Origin of the sequence: Simiduia agarivorans SA1 = DSM 21679, assembly GCF_000305785.2 — a bacterium.
Taxonomy (GTDB): domain Bacteria; phylum Pseudomonadota; class Gammaproteobacteria; order Pseudomonadales; family Cellvibrionaceae; genus Simiduia; species Simiduia agarivorans.
The window spans coordinates 2516236-2529138 of the sequence record NC_018868.3 but is presented as its reverse complement, the minus strand read 5'-3'; the positions used below and the strand labels follow the sequence as shown (position 1 = coordinate 2529138).

Below are 12903 nucleotides of genomic sequence, written 5' to 3'. Positions count from 1 at the left end.
CGGTCTGTCAGGTGTTTTTCAACAGCCTGCTAGCCCCAGTGTAGCAGTTATTGGTTGTGTGGGGCCTGGTCGAAGGCGCTGAGCAGCCGGTTCAGGAAGCGGCCTCCGAGTTCGGTGGTTTGCAGGCGGTCGGGTTGCAGCAGGCCCTGTTGTCTGAGCGCGGACAGGGTATCGGCCCAGGGCGCGAGACTGAGGCCGGTGCGTTCAGCGTACAGGGTTTCGTCCACGCCGGCGTGCAGGCGCAGGGCATTCATCATGAACTCCAGCGGCAGCTGATCGGCCGCCACGGTTTCGCGCCCGGCGTCAAAACCCTGTGGCGTCGGTTGGTGCAGGCGCGCGAGGTAGTGCTCGGGCAGCCGGGTTTTCCAGTGCCGGCTCACGCTGAGGCCCGTGTCCGTGGGCCAGCTGATTTTGCCGTGGGCGCCGGCGCCAATGCCGATATAGTCGCCAAAAGTCCAGTAATTCTGGTTGTGCACTGACGCTTTGCCGGGCTGACTCCAGGCCGATACTTCGTAGGCCCGGAAGCCGGCGGCCTGCAACAATTCACTGCCGCGATCCTGAATCTCCGCCAGGGAGTCGTCTTCAGGCAGCGTGGGGGGATGGCGGTAGTATTCGGTATTCTGCTCGATGGTCAGCTGGTACCAGGACAGGTGCTCGGTGGCCAGCGCTAAGGCCTGGCGCAGGTCGTTGCAGGCGTCCTCCGGGCTTTGCTCGGGCAGGCCGTGCATGAAGTCCAGATTGATATTGTCGAAGCCGGCGCGCCGGGCCATGCTGACCGCCGAGGTGGCTTCCTCAGCCGAATGAATGCGGCCCAGGTGTTTAAGGTGCAACGGGTTCAGGCTCTGGATGCCGAGGCTCAGGCGGTTCACGCCGGCGGCGCGATAGCCTTCAAATCGCGCTTGCTCGGCGGTGCCGGGGTTGGCCTCGAGTGTGATTTCCACGCCCGGTGCAAAGCCGATCTGCCGCTCGGCGTCGGCCAGAATGTCGCCGATAAAGCCGGCCGACATCAGGCTGGGTGTGCCGCCGCCGAAGAACACCGAGCGGAGCTTGCGCCCCTGCACCCCGGCCAATTCGCGCGCGAGATCCTGTTTCAGCGCGGCAAGGTAGTCCTGCTCCGGCAGGCCGGCTGCGGCCTTGTGCGAATTAAAATCACAATAGGGGCATTTGCGCACACACCAGGGCGTGTGGATGTACAGCGACAGCGGCGGCAGCATCAGGTACCGAGACGGGCGACCAGCGCTTTCAATGCTAAGGCCCGGTGCGACACGGCATTCTTTTGCGCTTTGCTGAGTTCGGCCGACGCGCAGGTCATGCCGTCGGGCTGAAACAACGGGTCGTACCCAAAGCCGTTATCGCCGCGCGCTGTGGTCAGGATCTGACCGCGCCACAGGCCTTCACAGATGATTGGCAGGGGGTCGTCGGCGTGGCGCACCAGCGCCAGCGCACACACAAATTGCGCAGACCGGTGTTCGATGCCATCCAGTGCCTGCAGCAATTTGGCATTGTTGGCCGCATCATTGCCGTGCTCACCGGCATAGCGCGCCGAGTAGATGCCGGGCGCCCCGCCCAGCGCATCCACCGCCAGCCCCGAATCGTCGGCCAGTGCCGGTAAACCGCTGATGCGCGCTGCGTGCCGGGCTTTGAGTATCGCGTTTTCCACAAACGACAGGCCGGTTTCGTCGGCGTCGCTGATGTCGAAGGCCGACTGCGGCAGTACTTCGATGTGTGAGGGTGCGAGCATGTCGGACAACTCGGCCAGCTTGCCGGCGTTGTTGCTGGCCAGTACCAGTTGCTTAATCTGAGACATAAAAGGTCCGGGTGAAGGTGATCGGAAGGCTCACATCATCGATCTGCACGGTCAGCGAAAAGTGCAGCACTTCTTCATTGGTGATGCGGACCGGCGCCAGGTAGTAGGTGGCGGTCTGCTCGGCCACTTCCACAAAGTCGAGGGTTTTCTGTTGTTGCATCAGGTTCACCGAGTGACCCCACACCTGTGCCGGCAGGCCCAGGCTGTAGTAGCCATCGGCGCCTTTGCGGGTCACCGCAATGTTGATGATGGCCTGGTTTGCCGCCCGTGTCAGGCCGAGCGCACTGGCGGTGGCGGGCTGTAAAAAGTCACTGTTGAAATGACTGATCAAAACCCGGTAATCACCGTGGTCCTGCCAGGGTTTCTGCTCAATGATTCTGGCCGCTGGCGGCTCTGGTTGGGCCTGTGCGCTTGCCAGTGGCAGAAAGAGGGCGAAGGCCAAGATCAGAATCTGGTGCATAGTGTGACTCCTGGTTATCGACTCAGGTGGTATACGGCATTCACCGCCAGCAGGTTCGGCATCATATCGCACCAGCGACTGGGCCCCTGGGTGTTTATCACCTGCCGTTGCAGGACTTTAATGCCCTGCTCGCGACACAGCACATCGAAGTCGCGCACGGTGCAGAAGTGAATGTTGGGTGTGTCGTACCACTGGTAGGGCAGTATATCCGACACCGGCATGCGGCCGCTGACGGCCAGGTGCCAGCGCGCGCGCCAGTGGCCGAAATTGGGGAAAGCGACAATGCACTCGCGCCCCACCCGCAGCATTTCATCCAACACCTTGTGCGGAAAGCGCATGGTTTGCAGCGCCTGAGTCATGATCACCAGATCAAAGCTCTTGTCGGAAAACTGGGTCAGGCCGCGGTCCAGGTTGTGCTCAATCACATTCACGCCGCGCGCAATACAGGCGTTGATTTCAGCCTCGCCGATTTCAACGCCGTACCCTTCTGCCTGCCGGTTTTGTGCCAGCAATTGCAGCAGGCTGCCGTCGCCGCAGCCCAGATCCAGCAGCCGGCTGCCGGGTTTGACCCAGGACTCAATAATGGAATGATCGATACGCAGGCTCATGACTGTGCCTCCGTCACAATGGTGTTCATGAAATTGCGGAATACGGTTTCGTAGCGCTCACTGGGCAACAGGAACGCGTCGTGACCGAAGTTGGATTCGATCTCGGCATAGCACACGGAGCGGTTGGCGTTCATCAGTGCCAATGCAATTTCACGCGAACGTTCGGGTGAAAAGCGCCAGTCGGTGCTGAAGGACACCACCAGAAAACGGGCCTGCGCGGTTTTGAATGCCGCCACGGGGTCGTCGCCGTATTCGCGCGCCAGGTCAAAATAATCCAGTGCGCGGGTCATCAGCAGATAGGTGTTGGCATCAAACTTGTCGGAGAACACATCGCCCTGGTAACGCAGGTAACTCTGCACCTGAAATTCCACCAGGCTGTCCTGGCCCCGGGCAAAGCTGCCCGAGCGCAATTCGCGGCCGAATTTTTCGCCCAGACCGTCCCCGCTCAGGTAAGTGATGTGGCCGATCATGCGCGCCGTGGCCAGGCCTTGTTTGGGGCTCGTTTGCTGCGCCAGGTAATCGCCGTCGTGGAACTCGGGGTCCGAGGTGATGGCGTGGCGCGCGGTTTCATTAAAGGCAATATTCTGCGCGGTCAGCTTCATGGCGGAGGCGATAACCACGCAATGGCGCACCTGATCGGGGTATTCCAGTGCCCACCGCATGGCCTGCATGCCACCCAGTGAGCCGCCCACTACGGCCGCCCAGACCTGAATGCCCAGGTGGGTGGCGAGCAGCTTCTGGGAGTTGACCCAATCGCGCACCCGCAGCATGGGGAAATCGGGCCCCCAGGGCTTGCCGGTGTCCGGGTTGATACTGGTGGGCCCGGTGGAACCGGCACAGCCGCCCAGGTTGTTCAACGCCACCACAAAAAACCGGTTGGTATCGATGGGTTTGCCCGGTCCGATGTAGTGGTCCCACCAGCCTGGCTTGCGGTCATCGGCCGAGTGATAACCGGCAGCGTGGTGGGTGCCCGACAGGGCGTGGCAAATAAGCACGGCATTGCTGGCGTCGGCGTTGAGCTGGCCATAGGTTTCGTACACCAGCTCAAACCCGGGCAGCTGTCGTCCTGAAGCCAGGGTAAAGGGCGCGTCGTACTGAAAGCACTGGGGAGTTACCAGGCCGACAGAACCGGGACCGAAGGGTGAATCGACTGAGGCAGACAAAAGCGACTTCCCGCATGGTTGAGAGGCCGCAAGTCTAAGGGATGGTGTGTTCGATGCCAATTGTTGCAAATGTTACCTGGCGGCAGGCGGCCTGACCGCCTGCGCAAGGTTGCAAGGTAAACCTGCCGCGTCAGGCCTTTTCCGCTAACGGCCAGCCGCCCGCACAGGGGCGGTCATGTGCCTCAGCTGGCCTGGCTGTTATCCGCGCGGTTGTGCAGGCTCACCACCTTGGCACTGGCTTCGTCTTTGGCGGGCTTCAGGGCTTTGGTGGCTTTGATGATTGCATCCAGGTCCATCAGCGCCTGTTCAAAGCCGGCAATTTGCTTGCGCAGCATCTGCACCTGTTCATCGTCGGTACGCTCCTGCAGGTTCAGGTTCGCCAGCTGCAATAACTGCTGATCCAGCAGCTGTTTCTGGTACAGATTGCGGTGGTTCAACGGTGCCAGTGCGTCCTTGAGCCAGTTGTCGATATCGGTGCGCAGCTCTGTCATCAGCTTGCGGGCTTCCTGCGCCAATGTGCACATGAAGCGATCCATCAGGGCGTGCTTACTGGCGAGCAGATTGCCAAGGCTGAGCGAAAACTGGCGGCCCTGCGTGCGCAACATATTCAAGCGCGCGCGGTGACGGCGGATGTCAAATTCATGGGTGCGCAGCAGGTCCGGGTTGGCGTTGCTGTCTTCGCGCAGGTAAATGGAGTACATCACCTTGTTGGCCTGCTCCAGACGTTCGAGCACGTTGGCCAGACAGTATTCCAGGTTTTCAAAAAATTGGTTCACCGCCGAACCGACGCCAAAGGTGTGCCAGCTATGGCTGAATTCGTCGTGCGCAGTGCGGATGTGCTGGTCGATGATATCGGGCGAAATGGGCGCCAGCAGGTCTTCCCGTTGGCCGTACAGCAAACGTTCGCTGGATTTGAGTGACAGGCTCTGTTTGTGGAATTTGTGGTGAATGCACTTGATGTTGGTGCGCAGGCCAGCCAGGGTGGCTTTGCGCTCGCCTTCATTGCGTGCGGCTTCCACCCGCGCCAGATCCTGATCGGCGGCATACAGGCGTTCGCGCAGCAGATTGCTGGTGTCGTCCATGATGGTGGTCAGGTCGTTGATCAGGCGGTGGCTGGCAAGGCGCGAACGACTGTCGATGAGTTTCTCCGACAGGATCTTTTCCAGTTTGGGCATCTGACTGCGGGCGAGCGTGGTGGCGTCGTTGTGCGCGCGCGCCAGCAGCGCCTGCTTGGCCGACACGGCCAGCACTTGTTCCAGCGGTTGGCCCAGTTGGCGCGCGGTTGTCTCGCGCACTTTGTGGATCGCCAGCAGCACATCTTCCTGGGGCAGCACATCGTCCCAAAGGGCATCGATTTTGTTCAGCAGGGTGATGACTTCCGTGCTTTGGGTGTGGCGCAGGATATTGATGTGCTCATTCCAGATTTCCATATCCGACGCAGTCACACCGGCATCCGCGCTGAGCAGGAACAACATGGCCTGTGCGCTGGGCAGGGTCGACAGGGACAATTCCGGCTCGTTGCCCAGGGCATTGAGACCCGGCGTATCCAGAATGCGCAGACCCCGCGCCAGCAACGGGTGATCCAGGCTCACCAGCGCGTGGCGCCAGACCGGGATTTCCACCTTGTCGCCGGAGTCGCGCGAACGGGCCAGCCGGTCCACGTCGAAGCCCAGGGCTTCAGCTTCGGCACTGCTGACGGTCTTCACTTCGGCAATGCGCGCCATGGCTTTGGCCACCTGGTCCGCATTGTGAGGATCAAACGCGTAGCTGACCCACTTCTGCGGAATGCGCTTGAACGCCGCCAGCGCCACGTTGGAGCGACGGGTTTCAATGGGCAGCAACCGCACGCAGCCTTTTTTCTCGTCCGGGTCGCGATAGATCTCGGTGGGGCACATGGTGGTGCGGCCGGGTTGAGACGGCAGCAGCCGGTGGCCGTATTCACCAAACAGCAGGGCGTTGATCAGCTCGGTTTTGCCGCGCGAAAACTCGCCCACCAGTGCCAGGGTAAACTGATCTTCGGCCAGCATATTGCGCGCATGCGCCAGACTCTGGCGGGCGGCCTTAGAGGTGATTTTGTGTTCATCCAGCCAGTTTACAAATGCCTGCACTTGCGTGTGCAGCTGTTGCTTCCAGCGTTGGAAGCCGGCGATCTGGCGATAGAGCGAAGCGTGATCCATGGGGCACCCGGGTCGCGGTCAGTCAATCTGACTCTACTGAAACATCTGAACCCACCATTTAAACCCAAAGCGTGGCAGGTTCAAAGTTTTGGTTATAACGTATTGGATCTATTAGTTGTTTTTTATTACTGAACGGTAAAGAAAGCGCCGCTGCAGGTCTGTCATTCAGCCAACAGGTCATTACAATGGCGCCGGAATTCGGAATCTTTATATTGGGGAATAATTGTGCTGATTGCCTTGGGTGGATTGGTATTAGGCCTGGTTTTATTGACCTGGAGTGCAGACAAGTTTATTGACGGCGCGGCAGCTGTGGCCCAGTTGCTGGGCATGTCGCCACTGTTGGTGGGCATTCTCATTGTTGGTTTTGGTACTTCAGCGCCAGAAATGCTGGTGTCCGCCATTGCCGCCTGGCAGGGCGAGCCCGATCTGGCGCTCGGCAATGCCATCGGCTCCAATATCGCCAACGTAGGCTTGATTCTGGGCCTGACGGCATTGATGGCACCCATTGCGATTCACTCCACAGTGGTGAAGCAGGAGATTCCCTTGCTGTTGCTGGCTACCGGTATTGGCGTGGTGGTTTTGCTCAACGGGTTTCTGGGTCGTGGTGACGCCGTCCTGTTGCTGGGGGCATTGGCGACTTACATCGCGTTTGGTATCTGGCAATCCGTGCAGTCGCCAGGCGATGCGCTGGCGGCGGATTCCGATGCCGCCATCAGTCACGAGCAAAGCCCGGCGAAAGCGGGTGTCGCGTTGGGCTTTGGTCTGCTGGTGTTGTTGGCCAGTTCGCGCCTGCTGGTGTGGTCGGCCACAGAAATTGCCACGGGGCTGGGTGTAAGCGAGCTGATTATTGGTCTGACCATTGTCGCCCTGGGTACCAGTTTGCCGGAGTTGGCCGCCAGCATCGCCAGTGTGCGCAAAAACCAGCACGACCTGGCCGTGGGCAACGTGATCGGCTCCAACGTATTCAATATCCTGGGGGTGGTGGGCATTGCCGGCCTGATCCACCCAGACCTGGTGTCTGCGATAGTGGTGCAGCGCGATAGTGTTGTGATGGTGCTGCTGACGATCGCGCTGGCGGTGCTGTGCTGGCGCGGGGCCCGCCGCGGAGGGATCAACCGCTGGCAGGGCGCGTTGTTGGTGGGCGCTTACGTGGCGTATAACGCTACGCTGGCCTGGAGTGTGGTGGCTTAACGGCAGTTTGCCTCAAACGCCCATAAACAAACCGCCTGGCATACCCAGGCTGCGGGCAAAGGCGGGAATCAGGAAGTTGCTGATCACTTGCAGGACCAGGATGACCAGAATGGGGCTAAGGTCCAGGCCACCCATGGGCGGCAGCAGGCGCTGGAAAGGCGTCATGACCGGTGCCAGCAACTGGCGGATCAGCATCAGCGCCGGGTTGTAACTGGTGGGCGCCACCCAGCTGGCAATGACCAGAATAATCAGTGCCCAGAACAGCAGGTTAGCGGTCGCGGCGAGCACGCCCACGGCACTCCAGCTGAGCAGGTGAAACGGATTCACAATACCGAAACCGGCCAGTAACAGGGTGAGCTGCCCCAGCGCCATGGCCACCAACAGCGCCAGCACAATGGACGCAAAATCCACACCCATGATGCCCGGAATCACTTTGCGCAGCGGCAGCAGCAGCGGGTTGGTGGCTTTCACCACAAACTGGGAAATGGGGTTATAAAAATCCGCGCGGGCAATTTGCAGCATCAGCCGGAGAATCACTACCGTCAGGTAAAGCCCGCCCAATGCCTGCAGCAGGAAAATCAGAATCTGGCTCAGGGTTCCCACCTTATTGCTCTCCCATTTGTTTGGCCATTTCGTCGGCGCGGTTGGCGCAGCGTTGCATGGCGCGGCTGAAAATTTCCCGCAGGTTACCATCTTCGAGCGAAAAAATAGCCTGCTCGGTGGTACCGCCGGGCGACATGACCCGGCGTTTCAGCTCATCCACTTCCACGTCAGACTGCGCCGCCAGTTCAGCGGCCCCGGCCAGCGCCTGAATGGTGAGCGCTTTGGCGACGGCATGGGTCAGGCCCTGGCGCACGCCCTCTTCAATCATCGCCTCCATGATCAGGAAACAGTAGGCCGGCGACGAGCCGGCCACGGCGATGACCGCGTTGATCAGGGACTCTTTTTCCACCCATTGAGTGATGCCCACGGATTGCATCAGTTGTTCCACCTGTTGCCGCTGGGCCGCCGATACATTGTCATTGGCGTACAGGCCACTGGCGCCTTTGCCCACCAGAGACGGCGTATTGGGCATGCAGCGTACCAGTGCAATGTGATCACCCAGCCAGCGTTGGTAACTGCTCACTTCCAACCCGGCGGCGACGGTAACCAGTAAAGGGTTATGGCCAAGGCCTGGCTTCAGCGCCTCGCACACGGCCTTCATCATCTGGGGTTTGACCGACAGCACTACCACATCCGCTTGCGCCGCCTCCAGATTGTCCTGCGCGACGCGGATGCCGAATTTGGATTGCAATGCGTCCAGTTTTTCCCGTCCGCGGTTACTGGCGATGATCCGTTCCGGCGCTATGCCCTTGGCAATCATGCCGCCAATGATGGCGCCGCTCATGTTGCCGGCGCCGATAAATCCGATGGTATAAGACATGGTATTCCTCTGGTTTCTTATGCCTAGGTGGGGGCGAGTGGGGGGATTGCAAATCTTACTGCCGTGCACCAAAGATATCGGTGCCCACTCTGACCCAGGTGGCGCCCTCGGCGATGGCGGCTTCCAGGTCGCCCGACATGCCCATGGACAGGGTATCCATCTGGAGTCCCTGGCGTTGATTGGTGTCGGTCATCAGTTGCGCCAGTCGCCCGAAGGCCTGCCGTTGCTGTGTTGGGTCATCGGAGGGGGTGGGTATGGCCATCAGGCCGCGCAGCTTGAGTCTGGGCAACTGGTTTACCGCCTGTGCCAGCGCTGGCAAATCGGCTGGGGCAGCACCTGACTTTGTGGCCTCACCGTCGATATTGACCTGCAGGCAGATGTTCAATGGCGGCAGATCCTCGGGCCGTTGATCGCTCAGGCGCTGGGCAATCTTGAGCCGATCCACGCTGTGCACCCAGTCAAACGCTTGCGCGATAGGGCGGGTTTTGTTGGACTGGATCGGCCCGATGAAATGCCAGCTCAGGGCCAGATCGGCGAGTTGCGCCTGTTTGTCGAGCGCCTCCTGCAGGTAGTTTTCGCCAAAGTCCCGTTGACCACAGGCGTATGCCGCCCGGATGTCGTCGGCCGGGCGGGTTTTCGATACCGCCAAAAGGCGCACCGCATCACGGCCACGGCCTGCCTGTTGGCTTGCCTGTTGCAAACGGGCGGTGACCTGCATTAGTTTGTCGGCAATCTTGTGCATATACTGGATAGGATCGGGCGCCGGCCGCACATTCTCTGACCGGTTTGCCGCTGAATTCATCAAATGGTTCAAAAAGAATAAGGCTGTTGTATGGATATTACCGAATTATTGGCATTCTCCGCGAAACAAGGGGCGTCTGACTTGCATCTGTCTTCCGGCCTGCCGCCCATGATACGCGTAGACGGCGATGTGCGCCGGATTAATTTGCCGCCCATGCAGCACAAGCAGGTTCACAGTCTCATTTACGAGATCATGAACGACAAGCAGCGCAAAGATTACGAAGAATTCCTCGAAACTGACTTCTCTTTCGAAGTGCCGGGTGTGGCGCGCTTCCGGGTTAACGCCTTTAACCAGAACCGCGGAGCCGGTGCGGTATTCCGGACCATTCCCTCAAAAGTTCTGACCATGGAAGAGCTGGGCATGGGTCAGGTGTTCCGCGATATCTGTAATACCCCGCGCGGCATTTGTCTGGTGACCGGGCCCACGGGTTCGGGTAAGTCCACGACGCTGGCGGCCATGGTGGATTACATTAACGACAACAAATACCAGCACATCCTCACCATTGAGGACCCGATCGAATTCGTGCACGAATCAAAAAAATGCCTGATTAACCAGCGGGAAGTGCATCGCGATACCCACGGCTTCTCCGCCGCCTTGCGTTCGGCATTGCGGGAAGACCCAGACATTATTCTGGTGGGTGAGATGCGCGATCTGGAAACCATCAAGCTGGCGCTGGAAGCGGCCGAAACCGGTCACCTGGTGTTCGGCACCCTGCACACCCAGTCGGCGGCGAAAACCATCGACCGTATTATCGACGTATTCCCGGCCGCAGAAAAAGCCATGGTGCGTTCCATGTTGTCGGAATCATTGCAGGCGGTGATTTCACAGACCCTGATGAAGAAAAACGGCGGTGGTCGGGTGGCGGCGCACGAAATCATGCGCGGTACGCCGGCGATCCGTAACCTGATCCGTGAAGATAAAGTGGCGCAGATGTACTCGGCCATTCAGACCGGTGCTTCGGTAGGCATGCAGACTATGGATCAGTGCCTGGCCGACCTGGTGGCCCGACGGGTGATTGCGCGCGATGTGGCGCGCGAAAAAGCCAAAATTCCGGAAAACTTCTAAGGGGCACATAGCATGGATTTTGATCGGCTTCTGACGCTGATGGTTGAAAAAGGCGCCTCGGATTTGTTTATTACTGCCGGCGTGCCGCCCTCGGTTAAATTGCACGGCAAAGTAGTGCCGGTGACCACCACACCCCTGTCGCCCGAAAAATCGCGCGAAGTGGTGTTATCGGTGATGAATGAAAAGCAGCGCACCGAATTTCTTGAAACCAAGGAACTCAACTTTGCGATTTCCGCGCGCGGTATCGGCCGTTTCCGTGTGAGTGCCTTTTACCAACGCAACCTGGCGGGCATGGTGTTGCGTCGGATTGAAACCAATATTCCGAAAGTGGATGATCTGGGTTTGCCGGAAATCATCAAAGAGCTGGCGATGACCAAGCGCGGCCTGATTATCTTTGTGGGCGCCACCGGTACCGGTAAGTCCACCTCGCTGGCGGCGATGATCGGACACCGCAACCGCAACTCCAAAGGCCACATCATCACCATCGAAGACCCGATCGAATTCATTCACCAGCACCAGGGTTGCATCGTGACCCAGCGCGAGGTGGGGATTGATACGGATTCGTTTGAGATCGCGCTGAAAAATACGCTGCGTCAGGCGCCCGACGTGATTCTGATTGGTGAGGTGCGTTCGCGCGAAACCATGGAGCACGCCATTGCGTTCGCCGAAACCGGCCACCTGTGTTTGTGTACGCTGCACGCCAACAACGCCAACCAGGCGCTGGACCGGATCATCCATTTCTTCCCGGCCGATCGCCACAGTCAGTTGTGGATGGACCTGGCCCTGAACCTGCGCGGCATTATCGCCCAGCAATTGATTCCCACACCCGATGGCAATGGCCGTCGCGCGTGTCTGGAAGTGTTGTTGAATACGCCGCTGGCGCAGGATCTGATTCGCAAGGGCGCGGTGCATGAACTGAAACCGCTGATGAAAAAATCCACCGAGCTGGGCATGCAGACTTTCGACCAGGCGCTGTACGAGCTTTATGACAGCGGCGAAATCACTTACGAAGATGCGCTGTCTTACGCGGATTCACCCAACGACCTGCGCCTGCTGATCAAGCTGGGCTCGGAAACCGATGCGGATTATCTGATTAATGCGGCCGATGAATTGTCGATTCAGAAAGAAGAGAATTCCGGCAATAAGATGTATTGAAACCAGCAACTAGTCACTAGTTGCTAGTTCGTCAAAATAGCTTTCGAGTATTAAGCGCGCAGCAATGGAATCCACCGGGTCACTTTTGTAGTGGCCCTTGTGCCCGCGGCGGCGCGCTTCTTCTTTTGCCTCGCGGGTGCTGAGGCGCTCATCCCAGAAAATGACTTTGCTGCCAAACCGGCCGTGTAATCGGTTGCCGAATTTCTTTGCCCGCTGCGCCAGCTCGCTGTCGCTGTCGTCCATGTTCAGGGGCAATCCCACCAGCAGCGCGTCGGGGGTCCACTCCTTCAGTAGCGCTTCGATTTGCCCCCAATCCGGGATGCCGTCGCGCGCTTTCAATGAGGGTAACTCGGATGCGGTGCCGGTAATGGTCTGGCCGAACGCCACGCCGATGTTGCGGGTGCCGTAATCGAAGGCCAATACGGTGGTGTGCGCGTCAGGCGTGGCCGGCATTGGAGGACAGCAAATTGAGATCAAAACCGAGCCGTTCCGCCGCGGCGGACCAGCGTTGGTGCGCGGGCGTATCAAACAGCAGCACACTGTCGCCGGGCAGGGTAATCCAGCTGTTGTTGGCGATTTCGTCTTCCAGTTGGCCGGCCGACCAGCCGGCATAACCCAGGGCCACAATGGCACGCTGCGGGCCCTTGCCGCCGGCCATGGAGATCAGTACATCGCGGGAGGCGGTGAGGCTGACATCATCGGCCACTTGCAGAGTGGAATCGCCCTCAAAGCCTGTGGGATGCAGCACAAAGCCGCGTTCCTGTTGGACCGGACCGCCGGCGAACACGGGCTCGTCGCTGCGCCCCTGCACGTCCTCCAGCTCCAGTTGCTCAAAAATGTCGCCCAGATTGATATCGCTGAAGGGGTGATTCAGCACCAGCCCCATGGCCCCGTCCTCACTGTGGTCGCAAATGTAGGTGACCGAGTGATTGAAGTGCGGGTCCTGCAGGCTGGGCATGGATATCAGGAAATGCCCCTTCAGGCTGCCGGCGGTAAGTTCTGCGCGCTGTGTCTGCTTCATAAGTTCAGTATGGGGGCCGGCACGGTAAAAA

Annotated in this window: 14 protein-coding genes; 3 read left to right on the top strand and 11 right to left on the bottom strand. The window is 59.4% G+C overall.

Translation table 11 applies throughout. The features are described from left to right. Nucleotides 1-47: 47 nt before the first annotated feature. The 6 genes from hemW to M5M_RS11180 form a co-directional block, all read right to left on the bottom strand. Complete coding sequence (hemW, locus tag M5M_RS11205; protein ID WP_015047610.1) at nt 48-1214, bottom strand: radical SAM family heme chaperone HemW; 1167 nt, start codon at nt 1212-1214, stop codon at nt 48-50. Next, nucleotides 1214-1807: an RdgB/HAM1 family non-canonical purine NTP pyrophosphatase gene (rdgB, locus tag M5M_RS11200; RefSeq protein WP_015047609.1), complete on the bottom strand. Its 594-nt coding sequence runs from the start codon at nt 1805-1807 to the stop codon at nt 1214-1216. The genes hemW and rdgB overlap by 1 nt, the downstream gene beginning before the upstream one ends. Then, a complete protein-coding gene (locus M5M_RS11195) occupies nt 1794-2267 on the bottom strand; it encodes a DUF4426 domain-containing protein (protein WP_015047608.1) in 474 nt (157 codons plus the stop codon). Before M5M_RS11195 ends, rdgB begins: the two co-directional genes overlap by 14 nt. A gap of 14 nt (nt 2268-2281) precedes the next feature. Further along, nucleotides 2282-2869 (bottom strand): methionine biosynthesis protein MetW, encoded by a 588-nt coding sequence (gene metW / locus M5M_RS11190; protein WP_024330320.1) that lies wholly within the window; start codon nt 2867-2869, stop codon nt 2282-2284. A gap of 2 nt (nt 2870-2871) precedes the next feature. Further along, nucleotides 2872-4038 carry a homoserine O-succinyltransferase MetX gene (gene metX / locus M5M_RS11185; protein ID WP_015047606.1) on the bottom strand — a complete coding sequence of 389 codons (1167 nt, stop codon included), beginning with the start codon at nt 4036-4038 and terminating at the stop codon, nt 2872-2874. Between the two features lie 182 nt (nt 4039-4220). After that, nucleotides 4221-6215 carry a dynamin family protein gene (locus tag M5M_RS11180; RefSeq protein WP_015047605.1) on the bottom strand — a complete coding sequence of 665 codons (1995 nt, stop codon included), beginning with the start codon at nt 6213-6215 and terminating at the stop codon, nt 4221-4223. A 225-nt stretch (nt 6216-6440) separates the two neighbouring features. Here M5M_RS11180 and M5M_RS11175 point away from each other — a divergent pair, with 225 nt between their 5' ends. Further along, nucleotides 6441-7406: a calcium/sodium antiporter gene (locus M5M_RS11175; RefSeq protein WP_015047604.1), complete on the top strand. Its 966-nt coding sequence runs from the start codon at nt 6441-6443 to the stop codon at nt 7404-7406. A gap of 12 nt (nt 7407-7418) precedes the next feature. Here the strand turns inward: M5M_RS11175 and M5M_RS11170 are convergent, their stop codons facing one another. From M5M_RS11170 to M5M_RS11160, 3 genes are read right to left on the bottom strand one after another with little or no spacing between them, the layout of a single operon-like run. Then, the gene (locus M5M_RS11170; RefSeq protein WP_015047603.1) at nt 7419-8009 is read right to left on the bottom strand and encodes a YggT family protein; all 591 of its coding nucleotides are present in this window, start codon (nt 8007-8009) and stop codon (nt 7419-7421) included. Between the two features lies 1 nt (nt 8010). Next, nucleotides 8011-8829, bottom strand: a complete 819-nt coding sequence (gene proC, locus M5M_RS11165; RefSeq protein WP_015047602.1) for a pyrroline-5-carboxylate reductase — start codon at nt 8827-8829, stop codon at nt 8011-8013. A gap of 55 nt (nt 8830-8884) precedes the next feature. After that, complete coding sequence (locus M5M_RS11160) at nt 8885-9571, bottom strand: YggS family pyridoxal phosphate-dependent enzyme (RefSeq protein ID WP_016389361.1); 687 nt, start codon at nt 9569-9571, stop codon at nt 8885-8887. 90 nt (nt 9572-9661) lie between these two features. On the opposite strand from M5M_RS11160, the gene M5M_RS11155 reads away from it, so the two are divergent. Together M5M_RS11155 and M5M_RS11150 are read left to right on the top strand one after the other, a co-directional pair. Further along, nucleotides 9662-10696 (top strand): type IV pilus twitching motility protein PilT, encoded by a 1035-nt coding sequence (locus M5M_RS11155; protein ID WP_016389360.1) that lies wholly within the window; start codon nt 9662-9664, stop codon nt 10694-10696. A gap of 12 nt (nt 10697-10708) precedes the next feature. Further along, complete coding sequence (locus tag M5M_RS11150; RefSeq protein WP_015047598.1) at nt 10709-11851, top strand: PilT/PilU family type 4a pilus ATPase; 1143 nt, start codon at nt 10709-10711, stop codon at nt 11849-11851. 9 nt (nt 11852-11860) lie between these two features. On the opposite strand, the gene ruvX is transcribed toward M5M_RS11150, so the two are convergent. Together ruvX and M5M_RS11140 are read right to left on the bottom strand one after the other, a co-directional pair. After that, nucleotides 11861-12304: a Holliday junction resolvase RuvX gene (gene ruvX, locus M5M_RS11145; protein WP_015047597.1), complete on the bottom strand. Its 444-nt coding sequence runs from the start codon at nt 12302-12304 to the stop codon at nt 11861-11863. Then, the gene (locus M5M_RS11140) at nt 12288-12872 is read right to left on the bottom strand and encodes a YqgE/AlgH family protein (RefSeq protein ID WP_015047596.1); all 585 of its coding nucleotides are present in this window, start codon (nt 12870-12872) and stop codon (nt 12288-12290) included. Before M5M_RS11140 ends, ruvX begins: the two co-directional genes overlap by 17 nt. Between the last annotated feature and the right edge of the window lie 31 nt (nt 12873-12903).

Coding starts and splice junctions, on each gene's coding strand:
- hemW (WP_015047610.1), bottom strand. CDS start 1,214: ATGCTGCCGCCGCTGTCGCTGTACATCCACACGCCCTGGTGTGTGCGC.
- rdgB (WP_015047609.1), bottom strand. CDS start 1,807: ATGTCTCAGATTAAGCAACTGGTACTGGCCAGCAACAACGCCGGCAAG.
- M5M_RS11195 (WP_015047608.1), bottom strand. CDS start 2,267: ATGCACCAGATTCTGATCTTGGCCTTCGCCCTCTTTCTGCCACTGGCA.
- M5M_RS11180 (WP_015047605.1), bottom strand. CDS start 6,215: ATGGATCACGCTTCGCTCTATCGCCAGATCGCCGGCTTCCAACGCTGG.
- proC (WP_015047602.1), bottom strand. CDS start 8,829: ATGTCTTATACCATCGGATTTATCGGCGCCGGCAACATGAGCGGCGCC.
- M5M_RS11160 (WP_016389361.1), bottom strand. CDS start 9,571: ATGCACAAGATTGCCGACAAACTAATGCAGGTCACCGCCCGTTTGCAA.
- M5M_RS11155 (WP_016389360.1), top strand. CDS start 9,662: ATGGATATTACCGAATTATTGGCATTCTCCGCGAAACAAGGGGCGTCT.
- M5M_RS11150 (WP_015047598.1), top strand. CDS start 10,709: ATGGATTTTGATCGGCTTCTGACGCTGATGGTTGAAAAAGGCGCCTCG.
- ruvX (WP_015047597.1), bottom strand. CDS start 12,304: ATGCCGGCCACGCCTGACGCGCACACCACCGTATTGGCCTTCGATTAC.
- M5M_RS11140 (WP_015047596.1), bottom strand. CDS start 12,872: ATGAAGCAGACACAGCGCGCAGAACTTACCGCCGGCAGCCTGAAGGGG.